We start from the raw sequence: 23359 nt of genomic DNA on the forward strand, positions 1-23359 counted from the left end.
AATGCGCGAAAGACTAAAAATGGGATGGGACATGACCGTCAGGCATAAATATGTATTGGTTCTCCTGTTCCTGTACCGTCTGCTGTGGGGATTTTTCCTGTACCGGTTCGTCGATTCGGTCGTAACGCCCGTACTCGCGCGTTATCCCGACGAACATCCGAATTCCGACGCCGCCCATCTGTTCCTGATCGAGGCCCAGTTCCGCCTGCTGAAAACCGATCTCGTCGACGACGTGCTCTGGGTGCTCGGCGGACTGCTTCTCCTGAGGATGGTGCTAACCCCCCTGATCAATGCCGGACTGTTTTACTCCTTCCGCCACTCCGCCGAGGAGGAAGGAACGCGGGTATTGTCCGGGGTGCGACGGGCATGGAAGCCGGTCACCCTGCTCTACTGGATGGAGAACGCGCTCCTCCTGCTTCCCGCCGCATGGCTGCTGCCGATGGCCAAGGACCGCTTTTTCTCCGAGCCTTCGCTGACGAATTGGCTCCTCGACCTGCTCCCTTACGCGGCCTCATGGCTGCTGTACGGACTCGCCGTACATCTGGTCTGCCAATTCATGCAGTTCGGAGCGGCTGCGCGGGAAGGTATCGTCAGAAGTTTGGGGTTGGCGTTTCGCCGGGCCTTCCCCCTGCTGGGCATTACGCTCGTCATGCTCGGCATCGGACTTGCGGTGTCCGCCGCAGCCTGGGCAATCTCCTTGCTCTGGTCGGGTTTCCTCGCCGTGACGCTGCATCAAGCTTTTCACTTCGTGCGCTCCCTGCTGAAGCTGTGGACTTCCGCATCCCAGTTTCACGTATGGCGAGACGCGAAATCGTAGGCTTATCACGTCCCGACAATCGACAATATTCTTCCCGGGACATTCCCCGGTTGCGCCGCTTGCCGGCCGCAGCCGGGGTTTGGCGTTATTATCGGCGGGATACATTCGGGACGAAAGGAGGGGTATCCGAGCCTAATGGCCGTCCCTAGATTAAGGAATTCTAATATAGAAGATGCAGGAAATTCGTCAGGATAACCGAATATATAAAGCTAAAGAAATCATAAAATGCCGAGTTCCCGTGAATCGGGGAACGGGGGAACCATCTTTTCGGGTGAGTTGGCTTTGCTTCAAAGAAGCCATAGGGGACCTTCTACCGAACCCTTAAGCTAACCTCGTAGGCATTGGAAGGAGTCGCCGGTTTTGCGTAAAGTTTCAGTCTTCTTGTTTGGCCTTGCTTTGCTCTTGGCATTCCAGGTCGGCAGCGTATTCGCGGATTCGAAGCTCGACAAAGCGATCGCTCCGCTGATCGGATCGGATTACAAGTACGGCGGAACGACACCGAAGGGATTTGACTGCTCCGGCTTTACCGGATACGTGTTCAATGAACTCGGAATCGACCTGCCCCGCTCTTCGCGGGACATGTACAGCTGGGAGAAGAGCAAGAAGATCTCCGACGACGATTTGCGCGCTGGGGACCTCGTATTCTTCAATACGAGCGGCAGCGGCGTCTCTCACGTCGGAATCTACATCGGCAAGAACAAGTTCGCCCACGCCGCTTCCAAGGGCGTGACGATTACCTCCCTCGACGACAATTATTACGCCAAGCGTTATCTTGGAGCTCGCCGAATTCTCAGCGACGAGACCTACGAGAAAATCGCAACGGAGATCGAAGCCGAGGAAGTCGCTAAGCAATAATTCTTTTATATGACAAAGGCCCGCCTATAGCGGGCCTTTGTTCCTTTAAGTAGTGCCTTAGACTACTGGACAGAACTTTTTTTCTTCTGCAGGCTCGTCACCTCTTCGGGGGTCAGCTCCGTCGCTTTCGCGATCATGCCTACATCCAAGCCCATTTTCAGCAAATTGCGGGCAACCTTGATTTTGGCCTTTTTTTCGCCTTTCTTCATCGCTTCCGGAATATACGTTTTGAACATTCGGCGTACCTCCTCTTCCGTTTGTTTATATTCACCGTAATGTCGGTATAAGTAGTTCAGGATGTTCCCCAGCACCTGCAAGATCCGGTCCATGTCGCCGATTGGCAGCAGCCGCTGCTGATGCAGGTCCCGGATGACGTCCAGCGTCTCCCCGATCGTCTCCTTCAGGCGCGCAAACTCCTGCGCAAACAGCTGCCGCTTCTCATCGTCCGTGCGCGTGCTTGCTGCGATCATTTGATCGAGCTTCAGCTTCTCCTTCTTGCGCCGATCCGTTACCTTCATTATACACCACATCCCCTCTCCGACGACTTCCGCACACGCGAAAAAAAGCACGCCCCGAGCGCCTTCTGGCGCTTATCGGAGTGTGCTTCACTCGCCGTTTATCCTTTGCATTCATTATGCCAAACATACGTTCTTGTGCATAGCACCTTTATTCGACATCGCTCGCGAACTTCTCATGATAATTTTCCGACATACAGCAGGCTTTTACTTCAACCCTGTCGAAAAATGTATAAACGAATTTTCGAACAGGGAGAGAGGATGCTTTGTTTCTTCGTAAAATCGCAACCCGTGCAGCCGCAGTCGTCCTGCTACTATTCGTCTCTTTCGTTTCCGCTTCCGAGGCTTACGGAGAATCCCCGCCGGCCGCCCCTGCCATCGGGACTGAGCCGGCCAACGAACCGGTCAGCCAGAATTCATCCGTCGCGACGCCCGGAAGTGTCGTCAAAATCGTGGATGTCACCAATCTGCGGAGCGGACCGGGGTTGGATTATGAGATTGTAGGCAAAGCCGTGCCTGGAGTTACGCTGCCGATCGTCAATACGGAAGGAGATTGGTACGTCGTGCCGCTTCCGAGCGGGGATCGCGCTTACGTCGCCAGTTGGGTGGTCGAGACCGAAAATCCTCTTCGCTACGTCGTTTTCGTGGACACGACCAATTTGCGCAGCGGACCGGGACTGGACTACGACATCGTAGGCAAGGCCGCCCCGGGAGATACTTTGCCGATCGCCGCGGTCGAGGGAGATTGGTATCTCGTTTCGCTTGCAGACGGAAATCGGGCCTACGTAGCTAATTGGGTCGTCAAGACGAATCTCGATGAAGGCGACGTGCCGAAAGTATACATCTACCACACCCATAACCGGGAATCTTGGAAAAACGTCGCGCGCAACGCCAAAGGCTCCTCCGTCGACGATCCCGAAATCAACATTACCCTGGTAGGCGGACATTTGGGAGAAATGCTGAACAAGTCGGGAATCCGTTCTTTGGTGGAAACCACGGATTTTGCCGAGAGACTGAGAGTTCAGAAGCTGGGCTTCTCGCAATCCTACGCGGAATCTCGCAAAGCCATTTCCAAAGCCAAGAAGGCTAATCCTTCACTGGCCTATTTCTTCGATATTCACAGAGACGCGGACGTTCCGCGCAAAAATACGACGATCGCAATCAAAGGCAAAAACTACGCACGCATCCTGTTCGTTATCGGCACTGCCCATCCGAACCACGCCGCCAACCAGAAGCTGGCCGAAGAGCTGAACAAGCGGCTGAACAAGAAATATCCCGGCCTGTCCCGCGGCGTCATCTCCAAGAGCGCCCACCAGGGCAACGGGGAATACAACCAATCTCTCTCTCCGGGCAGTCTGCTGCTCGAAATCGGGGGCGCCAACAATACGTTGGAGGAAAGCCGTCTCGCTGCGGAGGCGTTTGCCGATGTTTTCTCGGCTTATTACAAGTCTCTCAAGTAGAAAAACTACCATAGGACGGCGAAGGCGCTTGCCTCGTCTGAGTGCCAATGTTCGATTTCTTAGAACAACGCCCTCCATTTGACCGTCATTTGGGTGGCGTTGCACGATTTCTTAGAACAACGCCCTCCGTTTGACCGTCATTGGGGTGGCGTTGCACGATTTCTTAGAACAACTCGCTTTGCATGTACGCAAACTGGTCAATCGTCGCAAAAAAACGGCGCTGGCAGCGGAATCACCCGTTGCAGCGCCGTTTCTGTTGGCCACGTTTGATCGTTTGCGGGACAGTTTCCCTTTACTGCTCAACCGCCAAGCTCCGATACACGCCAACGCTGGTCAAAGTCGGGCTCCAGCGAGACTCCTCGATCGTCAGGCGCAAGCGGCTGGCGGTCGTCTCGGCGATGCGGCAAATTTTCTTGTAACCGACGACGGTACCCTCGTACAGAGGCCGCCACTCCCCGTCCCCGGACGACGCTTCCAGCCGGAAACGCTCGATGCGCTGGCCTTCGCGTATGTTCTCCGCGAGCACGACGCGGTCGAACGCCAGCCCGCTTCCGAGTTCGATCACGAACTCGGCTTGCTCCGCGCCTTCCGGAGCTTGCCAGAACGTCGAACGGTCGCCGTCGGTCAAGCGCTCCGCTCCGTGCGCCGCATCTTTCCCAGCCGATCCCTGGACGGAAGCTCCGGCAGCCAAGTCGGCGCCGTAAGTCCGTCCGATCCGCTCGCCCAGTTCCTTCATCCGCGCGACGTCGTTCTCGTGAAGGAGTCCCCTTCTGTCCGGCGGCAAGTTGAGCAGGAAAGTGGAATTGCCTCCGACGGTCCGCTCGTACAGCTCCATCAGTTCGTCCGCCGTCTTCACGCGGTCGTCTTCCGCGGCATGGTAGAACCAGCCAGGACGGATCGACGTGTTCGTCTCCGCCGGATACCAGACCGCTTCGCTCGCTCCCGCAAGCACGGCGCGGCTGCCCAAGTCCTCATCCTCCGAGCCGACGCGCTTGGCGAACTCGCCGTCGTCTGCCTGCTGCGAATTGGCCTGGATCTTCTCGTTATCCCGCATCGTCGCGGGAACGACGCTCCATTCCGACTTCCGCGTATGTCCCGCCTCATTGCCGCACCACCGCACGTCCGGTCCGCAGACGGAGATGACGGAGTTCGGCTGAAGCTCGCGAATCAAGCCGTAATACGCATCCCAATCGTACACCTGCCGCTTGCCGTTCGCCCCTTCGCCGCACGCTCCGTCGAACCAGACGCAGAACAGCTCGCCGTAACCGGTCAGCAGTTCACGAAGCTGGTTCAAGAAGAAGGCGTTATACGCCGGCGAATCCCCGTAGCTCGGCTCATGGCGATCCCATGGCGACAAGTAGACGCCGAATTTCAAGCCGGCTTCCCGGCAGGCGTCGGATACTTCGCGCACGAGATCCCCTTGGCCGCCGCGCCACGGACTGCTTTTCACCGAATGCTCCGTATAAGCGCTGGGCCATAAGCAAAACCCGTCGTGATGCTTGCAGGTGAGAATCAGTCCCTTCATCCCCGCTGCCTGACAAGCCGCCACCCACTGCCTCGCATCCAGCTCGGACGGATTAAATATGGAGGGGCTCTCGTCGCCATGCCCCCATTCCATATCCGTAAACGTGTTCACCGTAAAATGAATAAACGCGTAGAATTCCAGCTCCTGCCACGCCAACTGCCGCGGCGAAGGAGCGATGCGCGCGGCTTCCTGTATCGACACTCCCATTCCGTTGATCCTCCGTTCCCCGTTTCACCGCTCCATTGTCCTTTCGGTCCCTGTCCGCGTCTCCGCGGCCTCGCTGACCGCCGCTGCCCGAGCTAGCGGGCGGCTCTTTGCGCTTTAGCCCAGATCCGCCCGATCCGTCAGAAGGACAACCGGATCCTCCGTACCGTGAAGCTCGAACACAATCAGTTCATTCTCGCCCTCGCGCAGCAGCGGCGCGGGAACGTACAGCGTGCGCGTCGGGCCGACCTCCCAGTACCGGCCGAGATTAAAGCCGTTCAGGAAAGCGATGCCCTTCGTCCAGCCGTCGAGGCGCACGAACGTATCCGCCTTCTCCTCCACGTTAAACGTGCCGCGATAGAACGTCGGAAGCGATTCTGCCGTACCCGACGCGTCGGATTCCTCCGCCGAACCGCCGGCAGCCTGCTGTCCGCCGATTCCTTCAAACTCCAACGCCTCCAGCGAATCCAGCGGAAGCGGACGGATCGTCCAATCGTACAGAAACTGGTTGCCCACCCGTATGCCTTCCGTTATCCCCTTCGGATCGCGCATCAGAGGGCCGTAGTTGACGCGTCCCATGTTTTCCACGAGAATGTCCAGACGCAGCCCTTCCGCCGGCACCTCAAGCGGAATCTCGACCGGATTCCACCGCTCCGTCGTGCCGATAGATTTGCCGTCCGCGAAGACGAGCGCCCGGTCGCGCACTTCCTGCAGCACCAGGTTCATGCCGCTTCTCGGTCCGGTCACCGTTGTCGAATACAGAATGAAGCCGTAAGCCTGTCCGACCTTCTCCATCGGCTCCGGGCTCGTGCGCTGCACCGGCGTAGACAGACGATTCAATTGTCCGAACAGATCCGCCTTCTCCTCCAGCCGGACTTCCCCGTACGCCCGTTTCGGAATCGGCGCGGGCAGCTTCGCCTCCGGCAGCTCCGCGTACCGTTCCAGCACCTTGCGCACCGCCCAATATTTCTCCGTCGGCTCGCCGGATTCGTTTAGCAGCGTATCGTAATCGTAGCTGTTCACCGTCGGCTCGTAGCGCTGGATATGATTCGCCCCGTTGTAGAAGCCGAAGTTCGTGCCGCCGTGGAACATGTAAAAGTTGACCGAAGCGCCTTCCGCCAGCATCTCCTCGAGCGCCTCGGCAACATCCGCCGCCGGACGGGATTGATGCTCCTCCATCCAATGGTCGAACCAGCCGTTCCAGAACTCCATGCACATGAGCGGGCCTTCCGGCTGATATTCCCGCAGCTTGCGGAACGCCTCCGCCGCGCGCGAGCCGAAATTGACCGTCTCCAGCACGCCCTCAACCATCCCGCCTTGCAGCATATGATCCTCGGGACCGTCGGACGTGAACAGCAGCACGTCCATGCCGCGCTTCTTCATGCCGTCGCGGATATAGCCCAAATACTTCTTGTCGTTGCCGTAGCTGCCGTATTCATTCTCGATCTGCATCGCGATAATCGGTCCGCCATTGGTGCACAATAACGGCTTAAACCGCGGCAGCAGCTCGTCGAAATACGCGTCGACCTTGGCCAGATAGGACGCTTCGTAGCTGCGAAGACGCAGGTTGGCGTCCTCCAGCAGCCAGGCCGGCAGACCGCCGAACTCCCACTCCGCGCAGATGTACGGACTCGGACGCACGATCACGTGGAGCCCCAGGTCGCCCGCCAGCCGGATGAAGCGCTCCACGTCGGCGATGCCTTCGAAGTCGAACTCGCCTTCCTTCGGCTCGTGGACGTTCCAGGCCACGTAAGTCTCTACCGTATTGAAGCCGCAAGCTTTAAGCTTCAGCAGACGGTCCTCCCAATATTCCGGAACGACGCGGAAATAATGGATCGCTCCGGACAATAGCCGGATCGGCTTCCCTTCATATACAAAGTCGTTTCCTTGAATGCCGAACGTTGCCACCTGCGCGACAACCCCTCTCCGAAATTGGTTTCCCTTGGAATTCCCTTGGGTTCCCTGTTATCTTCGCCGCATCTCCCCGATTATCCTTTTACTCCACCCAACATCATGCCTTCCGTCAGTTTTTTCTGCAGGAGCGCATAGACGGCGATGGTCGGCACGAGCACGATGACGAGTCCGGCGAACAACGAGCCCCAATCGGTCGCGTACTGTTGGATCTGCATCAGGTTGGACAAGCCGATCGGAATCGTCTTCTTGGCGTCGTCCGTAATGAACGTCATCGCCAGCACGTATTCGTTCCAGAAGTCGAAGAAGCTGAACACGATCAGCGTAATGATGCCGGGACGGGCCATCGGCATGATGACCTTGAACAGCGTGCCGAAGTAGCCGCAGCCGTCGATCATTGCCGCTTCCTCGAAATCGTGCGGAATCGACTTCATGAACCCCGTCAGCAGAAACACGGAGAACGGCAAGCTGCCCGTCGCGTAGACGGCGCTAAGCCAGAACCGATTGTCGAGCATGCTCAGGTCGTTCATCATGATGAACAGAGGCACGATAATGTAGACGCCGCCGATAAACAGGCCGGCCATATAGAAATTGGTCAGGAACGAGCGGCCGCGGAATCTCATCCGTCCGAGCACGTAAGCGGTCGGGATGGCCGCGAGCAGCAGCACCGTCATCGACATGGCGACGACGAGCACCGAGTTCAACATGTAGTCGCCGATTTTGGCGGTCGTGAAGGCGCGAACGTAATTGTCCCAATTCAACGTCGTCGGGAAAGACCACGGGCTCTCCATCACCTCGGCGTTCGTCTTGAGCGAGGCAATGACGTTCCAAATCAGCGGATAGACGACGATCAGCGCCTGCACGATCAGGAACAAGCGGACGAGCAGCCTTCCGACGGCTCCGCCCGACGACTTCCTGCCCGATTGCAGCGATGCGGAATAGGCGGACATCTTAGTGCGACCCCCTCTCGGTTAATTTGTTACTGATCAGCGCGAGCAGCAGCGAGATGATGAAGATGAACACGCCGATCGCCATCGCGTAGCCGAAGTTGGAGTTCGTGAACGCCTGGCTGTACAGATAGGTCATCACGACCTCGGAATGACGATCCGGTCCGCCGGCCGTCATGACCGACACGATGACGAAGCTGATCGTCAGAACGCCGTTGATGCTGAAGATAATCGTCACGCGAATGATCTCCCACAGCATCGGAATCGTAATATGGAAAAATTGCTGGATGCGCGTCGCCCCGTCCAGGCCGGCCGCTTCGTACAGATCGGGCGAAATGCCGTCGATGCCCGCCATGTACATGACCATGTAATAACCCGCCGCCTGCCAGATCAGCGTCACCGCGAGCGCCCACAGCACCGTCCGCTGGTCGCCCAGCCAAGCCATCGCCCAGTCGCCGAGCCCGAGCAGTTCCAAGCCGGAGTTGACGAAGCCCATCGTCGGGTGGTAGATGAACGACCACAGAATCGCGATGACGACGAACGACAGAATGCTCGGGAAGAAGAACACCGTCCGGTAAAAGCCTCTTTCCTTCAGCTTGGACTGCGTGAGCAAGGAAGCGTTGACCAGCGCGATCAGCAGCGTCAGAACGGGAACGACCAGCATGAGGAAGCCCGTATTGCGCAGAGCGAGCAGGAACACGTCGTCATGGAACATGTCGACGAAGTTTTGCAGTCCGATAAACTTCGGCTCGTCGCCTACGCCGGTCCACAGGTAGAGCGATTTCTGGAAAATCTGTATCGTCGGATAGACTTTGAACAGGAGAAACAGCGCGAGCCCGGGAAGCAAGCAAGCCGCGATGAACAATCCCCTTCTTGTTTTCATACTCATGGTTTCAACCATCCCTTCCGCCCCGCAAGATACAGGAAACCTGCCGGGTTCGTCCAAACGCGCGGCAGGTTTCCGGGAAGCGGGAGGCTTCTATTCTTGCGCTCCGTTTTGTTCCAATTCCTTCTGAACATCGGTGAAAATGTCGTACATCTTGGCTCCGTACTCGTCCACGGTCAGTTGCTTGTTCATGATCGAGGAGATCGGTTTGAAGATTTCGTCGCTTGGATTGTACTTGCTGCCCTTGGCCACGGACTTGAACGCGCCGTTGACCGTCACGATGCCTTCGTCCACCGCTTTGTACACGTTGTACATCGACTCCGAAATGAACTCAATAGACATGTCTGCCGCGCCTTTCACTGCAAGCACGCCTTTAGATTTCTCCGCGTTCAGCTTCACGCTCTTGTCGGAGTACAGGTATTTCAGGAATTCCTTCGCCAGCTCCGGATTTTTCGCTTTGGCCGGGATGACCAGCTGTTCCACGTTCGTCATCGCCATAGCCGGCTTATCCGCCGTGAAGGCTGGAGCGCCGAGGAAGCCGAACTGGAAGCCGTCTTCGCGAGGCGCATCCTTCATCTCGTCCTCGAACCAGGTGCCGTTCGGGATGAACATCGCTTTGCCCTGCATGAACGCCGTCTGGGATTGCGTATGGTTGAGCGCGATCGTGCCCTTCATCAGCGCATTGTCTTCCTTCGCGATCCGCTCGATCAGGCCCCATACTTGCTTAAACGTATCGCTCTTCCAGAATTCCGGGTCGAGGTTGTAGAACTGGTCGAGCGCTTCCTGTCCGCCCACGCTGTAGATCGACGGTACGATCATCTCTTCCAAATATCCCGGGTACAGGCCTTGATACGTGAAGAGCGCGCGGCCGTTGTCCTTCGCGGTCGCCGTCAGAGCGAACCAATCTTCCCAAGTTTTCGGAACGGCTATGCCCTTCTCGTCGAACAGCGTCTTGTTGTACCACAGACCCATCACGCCGAAGTTGTATGGCGCGAGGTAGACTTGACCGTCTCCGTAAGGTGAGCTGGAACGAGATTCCAGCACGCCCGGAAGGATTTTATCCTTCAGCGGCGCGCCGCCTTCTTCAGCAGGTTCGTTGAAGACTTCGGTCAGATCGAGCAGCGCTTTATCTTTGATCAGTCCGTTGATGATCGGCAGGTTGTCGCTGCCCGCGATATACATGAAGTCCGGCGGATTGCCCGCGACAATCTTCGGCCGAACGAGCTCGGCGATCTTCGGGCTGGCCGTAATGTTGATCTTCGTTCCCGGATAGTCCTTCATGAAATCTTCGGCGATCGTATCCCAATACTCGCGGCCGTAGCCTCCTTGGAATACCGCGACGTTCAGCTCCATATTCTCGAACTGCTTGCCTCCTGCAGACTCGCTTGCCGACGCGGAAGGCGACGACGGGTTGGATGCCGGCGGAGAAGCTGCGTTGCCGCCGTTGTTGTTGGAGCCGCATCCGGCCAATACCGACACTGCCACGACGGAAGCGGCGACCGTCGTTAACCATTTCTTTGGTTTCATTTCGTGACCCCCTTAGCCTTTGTTGGTCCCATTATAAGCTTGCGGGGCTGTCGGCCATATTAACAAAAAGCAGGAACTTAATAGACGATTTTAAACCGCCCTGGCCCGGTCCCGAAAAAAACTGTACGATCTTGAGACTTCTCGTCTTAAAATCGTACAGGTTTGGCGGAGGCGTGTAGCATCATGTTTATTGTCAGGTTTGTCGCAGGGCGTGTAGCATCGCGTCAACCGTACAGGTTCCGGCGGAAGGCGCGTCACGTCGTTTTTATGTTCTTGGGTGCGATGCCGTAGCGCTTGCGAAACAGCCGGTTGAAATAGAACGGATCGGGAATGCCGACCTCCAGCGCCGCCTGCTTGACCAGGTATTTGCCCGAGGACAGCAGCTCGTACGCCTTCGCCATGCGGATCTCGTTCAAGTACGTCAGGATGCTGAAGCCGGTATCGGCCTTGAACACCTGGCACAGATACGGCTCGGACAGCCCCACCTGCGCGGCGATATCGGCGATCGCGACGCGCTGCGGATAGTGCTCCTCAAGGTAGCGGATCGCTTGGCGCACCTCTTCGCGGGCCGTCGCTCTGGGAGAGAGCGCCCCGCCCGCATCCGCCGCGGCGTCCTCGGCCAGCTCGCGGATCGTCTCCTTGAGCTGCGAATCGGACTCCGCCTCCTCCATCTTCTGCAGCCACGGTTTCTCGTCCCATTCGCGTCCGATTCCGATCGCTTCCGCGCTGGCCAAGCTCCAGATGCCCCCGCTTATGGCCCGCTTCAACGCGCGCGGATGAATTCGCCGCTCAGCCGCCGCGTCGATCAAATTCATCGCGCTCTCCGTCCATAGATCGATCGCCCCCGCGACAGGTCTGCGCAGACTGTCCCTGAGCGCGGCTTCGGCCGCCCGGAACCGCTCGTCCTCCTCGGTCGCGACCTCCCGGTTGGACAGGCAGCCCAGCGTCGGAAGCGAGTAGAAGAGCAGGCCTTCCGCCTGCCGGCTGCGAGCCAGTTCGCTCGCCAGCGCCTCCTCGCTCGTCGCGGCGGCCGCGTAGACGACGCTGATCTGCACGCTGTAGTACATCGACGACAGGCTGGTCAGACGCCTCGCCAGCTCCTGCGGATTCGCTTCGGCCGCCTCCTCTGCGTAAGCGACGACGAGCAGGAACCGAAGCGAGTCGGTGCGGATCGCGCGGGTCCAGCGGCTGCCCGTGAACAGGCCGTCGGCCAGCTTGTCCAGCGCATCCTGGAAAGCGCCGGCCGGGCGAACGTTCTGCTCCTCGTTGCCGAGCACGACAACGAAGGCGTATGCCCGCTGGCCCGGCTCCATGAATCTCTCTCCCCGCCAAGACGAAGAGCCGTGGGCGGCGGCGTTGTCCATCTCCCTTAGCAGATCCGCCAGCCGGTCGCGGTCGCCGCTGCCCGAAGCTGCAGAAGAGGGCGGCGCGGTCTCTCGGCTCCGTCCTCTTCGGCCGTCCAGCTTCGCCGCCATCTCCTCCAGTGTCTCCATGAAGCTTTCTGTCTTGAGCGTCAGCTTCAGCATATAGTCGTGGGCGCCGCATTTCAGCGCTTCGCGCACGAGCTCGAAGTCGTTGTAGTTGCTGAGCACGAGCACTTCGCCGTCGAAGCCTTCCGAAGTCAGCCGCTTGATCAGCTCCAGCCCGTCCATCTCCGGCATCTTGATGTCCGTAATGACGATGTCCGCCCCCGACTCGCGGACGAGCTCAAGCGCAGATGTTCCGCTGGCGGCGGCCCCCGCGTATTCGAAGCGGCTTCCCTCCCAGCGGATCAACGTCTTGACCGCATGGCGGACGATCATCTCGTCGTCGACGATCAGCACCTTATACATCGCTTCGTTCCTCCTTCGTCACGATCGGCAGCGTAATGACCGTCTCCGTTCCTTCGTTCGGCGCGCTTCGGGTCTTCAAGCCGTACGTCGGCCCGAAGTGGATGCGAATCCGCTCGTCGACGTTGCCGATGCCGATTCCCGACAGCTTGGCATGCGAAGACGACTTGCGGGCGCTCGCGTCGTTCATGTCGAACCCCTTGCCGTCATCGGCGATGACGAGCTTCAGCGTCGTTCCTTCCTTGATCCCCTCGACCCGGATGCCCACCCTGCGGCCGTCCTCCGTCCCGGCGTGCAGAATGGAATTTTCCACGATCGGCTGCAAAATAAACTTCGGAACGAGGCACGCGTACAGCTCCCCGTCGCTCATCGCGAAGCTCAGCTTGAAGGAGTCGCCGTAGCGAATGCGCTGGATTGTCGCATAATGGAGCAGATTGGCGATCTCGGCCTCCAGCGGAATCAGCTCCTCCTTGACGAGAATCGTGTTGCGAAGCAGCTCCGACAGCGACTCGATGCCCATCTTGACCGACTCGTTGCCGCTCATCATCGCGCTCCACTTCAAGGAATTCAGGGTATTGAACAGGAAGTGGGGATTGATCTGCGCCTGGAGCATTTTCAGCTCCGCGTCCCGCTTCGCCTGCTGCTCCGACACCACTTGGAAAATGAGCCGCTTAAGCTGCTCGACCATTCTGTCAATCGTCTCCGTCAGCTTGCCCATCTCGTCCGGATGCGATCGGCCGATCTTCGTCTCGAGCTGGCCCATCCGGATTTGGTTGGCGTATTGGAGTAGCGATCTCATCGGGCTGTGGATGCTGAAATAGATCCACATCGCCAGCACGCCCGAGAGCAGCAGCGTCACGAAACAAAGCAGCACGATGTTGCCCCGCATGTCCTTCAGCTCCGATACGAGGAAAGAATGCGGCACGAGCCCGATCAAATACCAATCGGCCGTCCGGAGATACGAGCTTACCGTCAATGTCTTGCGTCCGCCGACATTCGCATAGAATGCTTCGTTCCGATGCTCGCCCGTCGCGCGGTCGAACACTTCGGTCTTCTCGAACTCCGCGCCGTGCGGGATGTCCGGCGACACGGACGAGACGACTCTGCCCTCGGCATTGGCGATATAGATGCTGCTTCCCGTCCCCAGATCGACTTGCCCGTACGTATTGCGGGTGAACACTTTCTCGTCGATCAGGATCATGACATAGCCGAGACGCTCGTTCAAGTTGTCTTCCGAGAACACCGCCCGGCTGAGCACGATTCGGTTCGCTCCCCGGTTCGAGCGCATATAGGACCAATAGGCGTTGCCCGGCGACCCGTTCACCGCGTCCGTCAGCCGGTCGAATTGCAGCTCGGGATACCATTCGAAGCCGAGATCGAAGATCGTCTGACCGTCATTCGTCAGAATGACCACGTTCGTCAAATTGCTAAGCCGGAAAATTTGCTGCGCAAGCTCCTCGTTGAGTCTCGTCCGCAGCCCGTTCTTCTCGTAGTCGGTCATTTTGCCGAACTTGGGCAGGCCGCCCTGGATCGATTTGTTGATAATGATCGTCTCGCTGAGCGTTTCGTACTGTTCGAGCTCCCGCGTCATGTTCTGGGTCAGCTCGGCCAGAATCTGCTGCGAAGACGCGCTGATCTTGTTCGTGATGGAAGCCTCGTACTTCATGTTGGAATACAAGGCTACGAACACGACCGGCAGCAGCGAAGTGATCAGGAACGCGGCGAGCAGGCGGTACTTGATCGAAATTCGCCTGAGCAGCGGCGAACCGTCTCCCGCATCCGCCGCCGATGATCCGTAAGCCAAGGCGGCCACCTCCCCGGTTGGATGATTAATTATTTAGGTTAGCCGATGTGCCGGATCGGCGCAAGCGTTCGGCGACGCCGCGGCGTTCCGAGGCGAGCTCCGGACCTCCACCTCCTCCGTCCGATGTCGCATAAGCAAACAAATTGTGGTATTTTGACGCCGCCCTCTATATGATGAAAAGAAGAGAACGGACAAACGGGGCAGGCGATCACCATGCGATTTCTAGGAACAATGCTAGGTCATTTCACCAAACACAAGCTGCTGCTTGCCTTATTCCTGATCGGCCTGCTGCTCGAAGTCGCTTACGCGGTCGCCGCGCCGGTCAGCCTGAAATATTTGGTCGACGAAGCGTTCGGGCCGAAAGACGCGCAAGCATTCTATTGGATCTTCGCCCTGCTGCTGGGCGGGGGCGCGCTCAGCCTGATTGCGGGCTACGTCGGCGATCTGTCCGTCAACAAGCTGGGCGCGCGGATGGTGCAGCGGATGCGGACCGAATTGTACGACCACATCCAGAAACAAACGACGCCGTTCTATCGCCGCTTCAAGATCGGCGATCTTGTCGCCCGCTTTTCCTCCGATATGAATGCGATGGAACGCCTGGCAACCGCCTCTTTTCCGTTTTTTCTGCGAGAGTCGCTCAGCGTGGCATTGGGACTGTCCATGCTCGCGCTGCTGAATTGGCAGCTCACGATCGTGATGGCGATCGGATCGCTGCTTCTGCTTGCCGGACCGAAGCTGCTTCAGAGCCGCGCCGAAGAGGCGAACATGCAATACAAGGAAGAGCAGGAGAGGTTCGCGAACCTGATCGACGAGACGGTCAAGGGATATCGCACGGTCAAAATCTACAACCGCCAGGCGCTGTTCCAGGCGCGGGCCCGCGAGCGCATTCAATCCATGCTGACGCTCGGCCTCCGGATGCACCGGATGAATTCCCTGCTGGAGAAAGTGCCTCTTGCCTCGCTGATGGTGCTTAACGGGGCGATGATCGGCTTCGGCGGCTATCTTATTTTCCAGGATCGGCTCACCGTCGGGGAGTTCATGGCGTTCTTCACGTTGTTCATGAGCACCGGCCAGTCTGCGTCCAATTTAACGCTAATTCTTCCGGGGCTAATCGATTCCGGCAACAGTCTCCGGCGCATTCGCGATGTGCTCGGCCATGAACCGGACTTGCGCGAATCGGCCGCTCCCGTCGAGCTGCCTCCGATCTCGCGCAGCTTGCGACTGGAGAACGTATCGTTCAGCTATGACGGCGATAGTCTTCAGCTCGACTCGGTCAACCTGGACATTCCGGCCGGCTGCTATGCGGCGTTCGTCGGTCCGAGCGGCTCGGGCAAGAGCACCGCCCTGCAATTGATCGCCCGCTTCTACGATCCGCAGCAGGGCACAATTGCGATCGACGGAATCGACCTGCGCCGGGTAAGCGAAGCTTCCCTTCGCAGCCGCTCCGCCATCGTCTCGCAGGATTCGTTCCTGTTCAACACGACGATCCGCGACAATCTGCTGTTCGGCCGGGAAGGTGCCGAAGAAGCGGAAATGATCGAAGCCGCCCGCCAAGCGCGCATTCACGATACGATTGCGGCTTGGCCGGACGGCTACGATACTCCGGTATTTCACGAAGGGGCTTCGATGTCCGGCGGCCAGCGCCAGCGCATCTCGATCGCCAGGGCGCTGCTGCGGAACCCGGAGCTGCTGCTGCTCGACGAATTCACCTCCGCGCTCGACCCTGCGTCCGAAGCCGAGCTGAACGGCGTCGTCAAGCGGCTTCGCGCGGGCAAGACGATCGTCTCCGTCACGCACCGGCTCGACTCCGTGGCCGACGCCGATCTCATCTTCGTATTCAAGGACGGCCGGATCGCCGAATCGGGCACGCATGAGCAACTGCTGCGGCAAAGCGGCCTGTACCGCGAAATGTGGGACAAGCAGCACGGCTTCGTGCTGTCGCAGGACGGTTTGCACGTCGACGTCGACGGAGAGCGGCTCTCGAAGCTGCCGTTCTTCGACGGCATCGAGCCGGAGCGGCTCCGCGAGCTGGCCGTCCTGTTCGCGACGGAGACGTTCCATGAGGGGGATGCCGTCGTGCGCGAGGGCGATCCCGGTGACAAATTGTATCTGATCGTTCGCGGAAGATTCGAGATCGTCAAGCTCGTCGCCGACGGAGAAGAGCGGAGAGTCGCGGTTCTGCAAGACGGAGATCACTTCGGGGAAATCGCTCTGTTGAAGGGAATTCCGAGGACGGCCACGGTCAGGGCGCTCGGCCCTTCGGTCGTCCTCTCCATGAGAAGGGATGCTTTCCTGGCGTTAACCGCGAAGTATCCCCATGTCCTTCAGGCCGTGGAACAGACGCTTCGAGCCCGCCTGTGAGCCGCTATGCCCAAGACGATTTAAGCTCCTCCAATCGATCCGCGGCCGCCGACGCCTTCTCCCGCTCTTCGGCCGACAGCGGCAACCGGCCGGCTTCTCCGATATACCTCTTCGCGAGCTGGAGATCGTCCATCGAGAAGGCGATGTCGGCCCGCAGTACGAAAGCCTTGTAACGAAGCGGCGCTGACACTTCCGCCGATTTGCCCAAGGCGAGATCCAGTACCCGGGCCGCCTGCGCTTGGTCCTCTTTGCTGTACGTCAGCTTGTACGCGGTCTCGTACGCTACGGTGAACTTCGTCGTGCGCTCCGCCTCGTTCGGGCCGCCGGCTATCGGTTTGGGAACCGCATGCTGCTGACCGATTATCAAGTAGTTCCCGGCAGGGTCTACGAGGTTAAACCGCCGGTCTTCGACCAGATCGTTAAGCTTCGTTATTCTCGGAAACCCCTTTACCGGGATTTTGCCGTAAGCCTTTTTCAGCCTTTCGCGAAATTCCCGGTACACGTCGTCCACATCGGAGACGCTCACGTAGCACATGCTGTATGAGGCGGATGGCTCCAACTGCTTCAGCACGAAAAAGTGCAGCTCCGAGATGCGATGACGTACGCAAGCATACACATTCGGTCTGGCTTGCCGGTAAGTCAGTTCGAAACCTAGCGCCTGATAAAATTCAACCTGCTCGTCAATCGACCTGCACGGGAAAATAGGAATGGTCTTTCCGGTCGGATTCGTTGCCAATTGGCTCGCCCCCTGCTCGCAAATTCGTTTACCCCCTTATCGTACAACATTCATGCAAATGATAAGGTTGAATCGAATGGGTCCCGCTAAAACAAAACAAACCCGTCATCGGGTTTGTTTTGCCAAGGTATCGTCTCTATCGGTGATAACCGGAACTCCCCTTCGGCGCACCTGCCCTCAGCTCCTCCACTTCCTCCGGGGAAATGTCGTGAGAGCTGTATCTTGCCTTCCCGTACAAGCCTGTCAGCGCGCCCCGGACGCGGCGGAGCCACGTCCAGTAGTCGGCTTGCCGCTCCTTATCTGAAGCGGCCGACCGGTCCGAATGCCAGCGTTCGAGCTCTTCAAGCGTCTCCGCGGGCGTATGCGCCGGTCTGAAGCCGTAGCCCTGCCGAATGCCGGCTTGCACCGCATCCTCGTACAGCCGCCGCACTTTCTCGGGGTTGCTGAGCCGCTCCCAATCCCGGCGGGAAGACGAACCTCGGAACAGCGACGAGAACCTCCCCTGTCCCGGCTTCTTCTCCTTCTGCAAGCTGCGGCGTTCTTCGACGTAAGGCAGCTGCTCCGTACGCCTTTCTCGAAAAAACCACTCCCGGATCTTCTTCAACAGGCCGCGCCACGTCCACGTCCGATCTCTCCACAGGAGCCTCGCAAACCAGACCAGCCCGACCGTAGCAAACGCCATAAAGACCCAGAACAGGTAGTCCCATATCGGAGAAGGTTCGCCCGGATCCTTAATCAGTTCGCCCATCCAGTCCGACTGCGGCATCGGCTCGGGCGGAGGGATAAATTGCTCCGGATCGATCCACCGGTTGCCCGGATTAACGATTTCCCTCGGCGTGAGCAGCTTCTCGCCATAGCCGACCGTCACGGCGATCGCCAACGCTCCGATCGCTACGAACACCAGGGCGTATTTACGGCTGGACTGCAGGACCGGCCGGGTTACGATGCCGTCTCCGAGTCCCGCCCGGTCGACCAGGCTTCCGTTTAACGCGATGAACCATCCGACCATCCACAGCACGGCCAGAACGATAATCGCGGGCCGGTAGCCTGTCCATGCCTCGTTCAAAGAAATCGCGAACAAAACAAGGCAGCTGACGCCGAACGCAACCCCGAATTGCCGATAGCCGAAGCGGACGAACCTGCCGCGCCAGAGAACGACGCACAGCCAAACGAGCATCGGAAGATGATCCGTAAAGCGGACGATTCCGACCGCGACCAACGCAAGCGCCAGCGCGATCAGCACGAGCCTCCTCCGTACAACCGGCAGCGCGTTAAGGCCGAGACCCAGTCCCGCGCTCAGCAGCACTCCCGCCGCCAAGCCTATCTTTCCCCATACGCCCATATTCGCGGAGAAAATCAACGACAGAGGCAGCCAGACGAACCATTCGGCCAGCGCCCTAAGTGCCAGTCTTCCGGCCATCGGCAGCCTCCTCCTTCCACAAGAGCAGCGGTTGGACCGTATTTCCCTGGCTTCTGAGCCGGGCGATCAGCTTCTCCTGCTTCCCGTCGATGAACGCCGTAACCAGCAAATAATTCAAGCCGCGCTTCCGTTCCTCGATCAATTGCTCCAACAGGTAGGACAGTCCCAGCGCGGTAACGGGGCGGAATTCCGCCATCGCTTCGAGGAGATTGTCCATATGCGCGGCCCCCGCTCTCGCGGGAGCGCGGTAAATCTCCGTCTGTCCTTCCCCTCTGACTCCGTTGAAAATAAAGCCGGCCTTGCCGCCGCCCGAGATGACGTAATGAGCGGCGGATGCCGCATAGCTGAGCGCATCTTCGAATTGCTCGGGGGTAATTCGGCGGTTGTGCTCCTGATCCAGCAGCTCGGCATTCAGAAGGATCGTCAGATCGTTGTCCTGCATGCTTTCCCGCTTATGCACCAGAAGCTGGCCCGTCTTCGCGGTCGCGCTCCAGTTGACCATGCGGAAGGAATCGCCCTCGCGGTAAGGCCGGATTCCCGCAACGTGCGGATGATCCTCCATGATCGGACTCGCCGCGCTTCGGACGCTCTGCAAATACTTCCGCGCGTCCAACGGGAAATCGCGAATGTCCTTGACCGCCGGATAGACGACAAGCTCGCAATCGGCCGTTCGTTTGTACGACTTGCCCGATACGCCGATCCAATCGCCCAGCGTGATCGTATAGCTGTCGACCCGGTATCTGCCCCGCTGAGGACATACGACTTCGTGCTTGCGCACGATTTCCGTGTACGGCGGAACGCTGAACAAACTGGCATGGTTCTGCAGCCGGTCGCCGCGATGGATCGCCATGTCCGACTCCCGCTGCTTGAACACGAGCTGCGCCGGGAGCATCGACTCCACGCGCAGCCAAGGGAGAGGCATCCGTTTGCGGTTGGCGATCGTCTCGTTCATCCATACCGACTGCCCCGCGTGAAGCCGAAACGAGCTGAACGACCTGGAATACGTTAAAGACCTGAATCCGAGCAGATTAAAAACAAGGCGCTGCGCCAAATAAAGAACGGCCATCAGCAAAACGACCCAGACGATCGCCGCCATCGCTATCTCGACTCCAGCGCGGCTTCCGTCGGGACGGGTACGGCCGCCAGCAGGCTGTCCAGCAGCGGATGGACCCGATTCGTTTCGCCCCTGAACGAATCCTTCAAAATCAACCGGTGAGCGAACACCGGCTTCACGAGCGCTTTCACATCGTCGGGCAACGCAAAGTCCCTGCCTCGCAACAGAGCTAGCGCCTGAGCCGCCTTCAGCAGCTGCAGGCTTCCGCGGGGACTCGCTCCGAACGCAATGTCCGCATGGTTCCTCGTCGCAGCCACGATGGACAGCAGATAGCCGTATACGGCGTCGGAGACGTGAACCTTCGGCACCTGCGCCTGCAATTCGCGAATTTCATCGCGGCCCAGCACGGCTTGCAGCTCTTCCAGAGGATTGCCTGCCGTAAACCGCTTCAGAATCGCCAGTTCCTCGTCATCCGTCGGATAACCCATCGAAATGCACAGCATAAAACGATCCAACTGGGCTTCAGGCAAAGGGAACGTACCATGGTTATCGATCGGGTTCTGCGTGGCGATGACGATAAACGGAGAATCCAGCGGATACGTCACGCCGTCTATCGTCACCTGGCGCTCCTCCATGCATTCCAGCAAGCTCGATTGGGTGCGGGGAGTGGCCCGGTTCAGCTCGTCCGCCAGCAAAATATTGGAGAAGACAGGACCCTGGCGCATCTCGAATTGGGCCGTCTGCTGATTAAATACGTTAATGCCGGTCACGTCCGAAGGAAGCAGGTCCGCGGTAAATTGTATGCGCTTCATCCCGCAAGCGAGCGAACGGGCCAGTGACTTGGCGAGCAGCGTTTTTCCCGTGCCGGGAACGTCTTCCAAAATAACGTGCCCCTGTGCAAGCAGAGCGATCAGCAGATGCTCCAGCACCGATTCTTTCCCGACGACGACCGAGCCTACGTTTGCAATAACAGAAGACAGCTTTTTCTCAATCACTTGTTTGTTCACGACGCAAAAACACCCTCCTCCGTTTCCTATATTTTAGCAATTCCGGAGAAGGGTGTGAACTGTGAGAAGTCACAACTATTCAGTTGACGTTAAGCCATCGCTTGGACTCTGTTGTCCTCGTATTCCGCCTGCTCGCCGTCTTCAGCCGGAGCGGCGGACTCCGCCAATCCGTAAGGCAGGCACATCGGCGCTCCCGTACGCGGGTCAGGAATGACATCGGCGTCGATGTTGAACACGTCGCGCAGCATTTGCGGAGTCATGACGACTTCCGGCTTGCCTTCGTATAAGACCGTGCCGTTCTTCAGCGCCACGAGATGCTGGGCGTATCTGGCCGCATGGTTGAGATCGTGAACGACCATGATGATCGTGCGCTTCTGTTCCTTGTTCAGCTTCTCCAGCAGGATCATGACTTCCATCTGGTGAGCCATATCCAGGAACGTCGTCGGCTCGTCGAGCAGCAGCACTTCCGTGCCTTGCGCCAGAGCCATGGCGATCCAGGCGCGCTGACGCTGACCGCCGGACAGATGGTCGACCGGACGGCTGGCGAACATCGACATGCCGGTCGCTTGCAAGGCCCAATCGATCATGCGATTGTCTTCGGAGGACAGAATGCCGAATCCTTTCTGGTGAGGATAACGACCGAACGAGACCAGCTCGCGGACCGTCAGCCCTTCCGGTGAGGTCGGGTTTTGCGGCAGAATGGCCAGATTCTTCGCCACTTCCTTCGTCGGCTGGCGGTGAATCAGCTTGCCGTCCAGATAGACGCCGCCATTAGCCGGCGTAAGAATGCGCGCCATCGACTTGAGGATCGTCGATTTGCCCGATCCGTTCGCTCCTACGAGCGCCGTGATCAGGCCGTCCGGGACGTGCAGATTCAATTCCTCAACGATGCTCCGGTTGCCGTAGGCCAGAGACAAGTGACTCGTGCTTAATCGGGACATGCTCTCATCCACCTTTTATATGTTGAAAACGATTCTCATTATAATCTCTATGCTATGAATGATAATTGTTCTCACTTCTAAAGTCAATGACGATTTCATGGCAGTTCGCTCGGAAGCATTAATCAAACGATGATGTGCTGATAGCAGTGGCTATATACCAATGGTTTCCGAAAGGGTCCTCCACGCCTCCCGAGCGTTCCCCATATTCATGATTCTGCGGTTCATAGAGGGAACGTGCTCCCGCTTGCAAAGCCCGCCTGTACACCTCATCCGCGTCTTCGACAAATAAATGAATTGCATTCTGCATCGGTGGAAAATCTTTATTCGTTCCTCCGCCGATTTCAACAATGGAATCTCCGATTCGACATGCGGCATGTTGAATGCTTCCGTCAGGCCGGGTATTCCTTTCGAGTTCTTCGGCATCGAAGCCATTCTTGAGAAATTCAATAAACCGATCTGCGCCTGCGACAATGAAATAAGGCGTAACAGCGGTGTATCCTTGCGGTTTATACGTTGTTGCCATAGCCCGTCCTCCTCAATATTTATGAAATGTAGTTGCCCCCATCAGTATAGCCCTAATAAAGCAGAATGGATTGTATAAAATTGATCTTCAATCGGTTGTATAAATGGTATATATTTTACATATGTAGGGGGGATTGCATGAAATTCTATGCTCGCAAGCCTGGACATGATCTGGCAAGATGGATTGATAAGTTGTGGATCTGCGAAGGGTACCGCCCAAGCCACCAGCTTGAATCTAAACTTCCCGATGCCTCTATGGCATGGATTATTAATCTCCAAGAGGATCGGATCAGAGTGTTTGAGCGAAATCGAATGGATCGGTCTATGATCTTGCCTGGATGTATTATCGCCGGTCCGCGGTCATCCAGCTACTACTTGGACACGGTTTGCCAAGAATCATGTTTGGGCATTCAATTCAAACCAGGCGGAGCGCTGCCGTTTCTCGGTAAATGGGTAGGCGAACTACAGGACGTCGATGTGCCGCTTGAGCATGCATTGAATCGATATTCCCATGTGGCTGATTTGCGGGAGAGGCTGCAGGAAGCTACTATGGCGGAGGAACGGTTGCAGTTAGTCGAGCAATATTTACTGCGATACCTGGAGCAGAAAATTGTTGTTCCGAAGGGTCATCCAGCCGTAGCTTATGCGTTGCGAATGATTGAGAATTCCCCGGCGACTTCGCCTTCCATCGAACGAATTGCGGACATGGCTAATCTTAGCGCCGAACGGTTTATTCGGGTTTTCAAGGCAGAGGTAGGAATGACGCCTAAAAATTATGCAAACGTTATGCGATTCCAATTTGCAGTTCGCATGATGAGGCAAGCGCGGGCAAAACCAGGTATTAATCTGGCTCTGTCCAGCGGATATTATGATCAATCCCATATGTATAGAGAGTTCCTAAAGTATGCCAATATGACTCCGGCTGAACTGTTCAGCAGGCCGTTAATTTATGAGAAACATATCCCCGTATCACGTGCAGATGGCCAGCAGACCGTATAAAGGTTGCACGCAGGCGCCATCACTTTTTCGGCATCTACA

At 57.8% G+C, this 23359-nt stretch carries 19 protein-coding genes and 1 riboswitch; of the genes, 5 read left to right on the forward strand and 14 right to left on the reverse strand.

Going from position 1 to position 23359, the window contains the following annotated elements; genetic code table 11:
* The first annotated feature begins 1 nt into the window (after nt 1).
* Nucleotides 2–817: a hypothetical protein gene (locus ACESLM_RS03975; protein ID WP_372630077.1), complete on the forward strand. Its 816-nt coding sequence runs from the start codon at nt 2–4 to the stop codon at nt 815–817.
* A 216-nt stretch (nt 818–1033) separates the two neighbouring features.
* A riboswitch (cyclic di-AMP (ydaO/yuaA leader) is annotated at nt 1034–1173 on the forward strand.
* A 4-nt stretch (nt 1174–1177) separates the two neighbouring features.
* Nucleotides 1178–1672 (forward strand): C40 family peptidase, encoded by a 495-nt coding sequence (locus tag ACESLM_RS03980; protein WP_372630078.1) that lies wholly within the window; start codon nt 1178–1180, stop codon nt 1670–1672.
* Nucleotides 1673–1734: 62 nt separating this feature from the next.
* Here the strand turns inward: ACESLM_RS03980 and ACESLM_RS03985 are convergent, their stop codons facing one another.
* Nucleotides 1735–2190, reverse strand: a complete 456-nt coding sequence (locus ACESLM_RS03985) for a hypothetical protein (RefSeq protein WP_372630079.1) — start codon at nt 2188–2190, stop codon at nt 1735–1737.
* Nucleotides 2191–2453: 263 nt separating this feature from the next.
* On the opposite strand from ACESLM_RS03985, the gene spoIIP reads away from it, so the two are divergent.
* Entirely contained in the window at nt 2454–3647 is a 1194-nt protein-coding gene (gene spoIIP, locus ACESLM_RS03990; RefSeq protein ID WP_372630080.1) for a stage II sporulation protein P, read from the forward strand.
* Between the two features lie 292 nt (nt 3648–3939).
* Here the strand turns inward: spoIIP and ACESLM_RS03995 are convergent, their stop codons facing one another.
* From ACESLM_RS03995 to ACESLM_RS04025, 7 genes are all read right to left on the reverse strand, one after another.
* On the reverse strand, nt 3940–5379 hold the full coding sequence (locus tag ACESLM_RS03995; RefSeq protein WP_372630081.1) for an alpha-L-fucosidase: 1440 nt from the start codon (nt 5377–5379) through the stop codon (nt 3940–3942).
* Nucleotides 5380–5493: 114 nt separating this feature from the next.
* Nucleotides 5494–7284, reverse strand: coding sequence for a glycoside hydrolase family 35 protein (locus tag ACESLM_RS04000; protein WP_372630083.1), 1791 nt, complete (start codon nt 7282–7284; stop codon nt 5494–5496).
* Nucleotides 7285–7364: 80 nt separating this feature from the next.
* A complete protein-coding gene (locus ACESLM_RS04005) occupies nt 7365–8237 on the reverse strand; it encodes a carbohydrate ABC transporter permease (RefSeq protein WP_372630084.1) in 873 nt (290 codons plus the stop codon).
* A gap of 1 nt (nt 8238) precedes the next feature.
* Nucleotides 8239–9123: a carbohydrate ABC transporter permease gene (locus ACESLM_RS04010; RefSeq protein WP_094044942.1), complete on the reverse strand. Its 885-nt coding sequence runs from the start codon at nt 9121–9123 to the stop codon at nt 8239–8241.
* 90 nt (nt 9124–9213) lie between these two features.
* A complete protein-coding gene (locus ACESLM_RS04015; RefSeq protein ID WP_372630085.1) occupies nt 9214–10647 on the reverse strand; it encodes a carbohydrate ABC transporter substrate-binding protein in 1434 nt (477 codons plus the stop codon).
* A gap of 254 nt (nt 10648–10901) precedes the next feature.
* Nucleotides 10902–12479, reverse strand: coding sequence for a response regulator (locus ACESLM_RS04020; RefSeq protein WP_372630086.1), 1578 nt, complete (start codon nt 12477–12479; stop codon nt 10902–10904).
* Nucleotides 12472–14280, reverse strand: coding sequence for a cache domain-containing sensor histidine kinase (locus ACESLM_RS04025; RefSeq protein WP_372630087.1), 1809 nt, complete (start codon nt 14278–14280; stop codon nt 12472–12474). Before ACESLM_RS04025 ends, ACESLM_RS04020 begins: the two co-directional genes overlap by 8 nt.
* A gap of 213 nt (nt 14281–14493) precedes the next feature.
* Between ACESLM_RS04025 and ACESLM_RS04030 the strand changes: the two genes are divergently transcribed.
* Nucleotides 14494–16641 carry an ABC transporter transmembrane domain-containing protein gene (locus ACESLM_RS04030; protein ID WP_372630088.1) on the forward strand — a complete coding sequence of 716 codons (2148 nt, stop codon included), beginning with the start codon at nt 14494–14496 and terminating at the stop codon, nt 16639–16641.
* 4 nt (nt 16642–16645) lie between these two features.
* Here the strand turns inward: ACESLM_RS04030 and ACESLM_RS04035 are convergent, their stop codons facing one another.
* The 6 genes from ACESLM_RS04035 to ACESLM_RS04060 form a co-directional block, all read right to left on the reverse strand.
* Nucleotides 16646–17377, reverse strand: coding sequence for a bleomycin resistance protein (locus ACESLM_RS04035; protein ID WP_372630089.1), 732 nt, complete (start codon nt 17375–17377; stop codon nt 16646–16648).
* Between the two features lie 136 nt (nt 17378–17513).
* Nucleotides 17514–18797 (reverse strand): DUF4129 domain-containing protein, encoded by a 1284-nt coding sequence (locus ACESLM_RS04040; RefSeq protein WP_372630090.1) that lies wholly within the window; start codon nt 18795–18797, stop codon nt 17514–17516.
* Nucleotides 18775–19893 (reverse strand): DUF58 domain-containing protein, encoded by a 1119-nt coding sequence (locus tag ACESLM_RS04045; protein ID WP_372630091.1) that lies wholly within the window; start codon nt 19891–19893, stop codon nt 18775–18777. Before ACESLM_RS04045 ends, ACESLM_RS04040 begins: the two co-directional genes overlap by 23 nt.
* 2 nt (nt 19894–19895) lie before the next feature.
* On the reverse strand, nt 19896–20858 hold the full coding sequence (locus ACESLM_RS04050; RefSeq protein WP_372630092.1) for an AAA family ATPase: 963 nt from the start codon (nt 20856–20858) through the stop codon (nt 19896–19898).
* A gap of 89 nt (nt 20859–20947) precedes the next feature.
* Complete coding sequence (locus ACESLM_RS04055) at nt 20948–21799, reverse strand: ABC transporter ATP-binding protein (RefSeq protein ID WP_372630093.1); 852 nt, start codon at nt 21797–21799, stop codon at nt 20948–20950.
* 118 nt (nt 21800–21917) lie between these two features.
* Complete coding sequence (locus tag ACESLM_RS04060; RefSeq protein ID WP_372630094.1) at nt 21918–22322, reverse strand: VOC family protein; 405 nt, start codon at nt 22320–22322, stop codon at nt 21918–21920.
* A gap of 137 nt (nt 22323–22459) precedes the next feature.
* Here ACESLM_RS04060 and ACESLM_RS04065 point away from each other — a divergent pair, with 137 nt between their 5' ends.
* Nucleotides 22460–23320 carry a helix-turn-helix domain-containing protein gene (locus tag ACESLM_RS04065; RefSeq protein ID WP_372630095.1) on the forward strand — a complete coding sequence of 287 codons (861 nt, stop codon included), beginning with the start codon at nt 22460–22462 and terminating at the stop codon, nt 23318–23320.
* The last annotated feature ends 39 nt before the right edge of the window (nt 23321–23359 follow it).

Source organism: Cohnella sp., assembly GCF_041641335.1.
GTDB lineage: Bacteria > Bacillota > Bacilli > Paenibacillales > Paenibacillaceae > Cohnella.

What these genes read in the sequence shown, in the direction of transcription:
- ACESLM_RS04055 (WP_372630093.1), bottom strand. Translation starts at nt 21,799, where the DNA reads ATGTCCCGATTAAGCACGAGTCACTTGTCTCTGGCCTACGGCAACCGG.
- ACESLM_RS04040 (WP_372630090.1), bottom strand. Translation starts at nt 18,797, where the DNA reads ATGGCCGGAAGACTGGCACTTAGGGCGCTGGCCGAATGGTTCGTCTGG.
- ACESLM_RS04060 (WP_372630094.1), bottom strand. Translation starts at nt 22,322, where the DNA reads ATGGCAACAACGTATAAACCGCAAGGATACACCGCTGTTACGCCTTAT.
- ACESLM_RS04045 (WP_372630091.1), bottom strand. Translation starts at nt 19,893, where the DNA reads ATGGCGGCGATCGTCTGGGTCGTTTTGCTGATGGCCGTTCTTTATTTG.
- ACESLM_RS04065 (WP_372630095.1), top strand. Translation starts at nt 22,460, where the DNA reads ATGAAATTCTATGCTCGCAAGCCTGGACATGATCTGGCAAGATGGATT.
- ACESLM_RS03975 (WP_372630077.1), top strand. Translation starts at nt 2, where the DNA reads ATGCGCGAAAGACTAAAAATGGGATGGGACATGACCGTCAGGCATAAA.
- ACESLM_RS04020 (WP_372630086.1), bottom strand. Translation starts at nt 12,479, where the DNA reads ATGTATAAGGTGCTGATCGTCGACGACGAGATGATCGTCCGCCATGCG.
- ACESLM_RS03995 (WP_372630081.1), bottom strand. Translation starts at nt 5,379, where the DNA reads ATGGGAGTGTCGATACAGGAAGCCGCGCGCATCGCTCCTTCGCCGCGG.
- ACESLM_RS04030 (WP_372630088.1), top strand. Translation starts at nt 14,494, where the DNA reads ATGCGATTTCTAGGAACAATGCTAGGTCATTTCACCAAACACAAGCTG.
- ACESLM_RS04005 (WP_372630084.1), bottom strand. Translation starts at nt 8,237, where the DNA reads ATGTCCGCCTATTCCGCATCGCTGCAATCGGGCAGGAAGTCGTCGGGC.
- ACESLM_RS03985 (WP_372630079.1), bottom strand. Translation starts at nt 2,190, where the DNA reads ATGAAGGTAACGGATCGGCGCAAGAAGGAGAAGCTGAAGCTCGATCAA.
- ACESLM_RS04010 (WP_094044942.1), bottom strand. Translation starts at nt 9,123, where the DNA reads ATGAGTATGAAAACAAGAAGGGGATTGTTCATCGCGGCTTGCTTGCTT.
- ACESLM_RS04015 (WP_372630085.1), bottom strand. Translation starts at nt 10,647, where the DNA reads ATGAAACCAAAGAAATGGTTAACGACGGTCGCCGCTTCCGTCGTGGCA.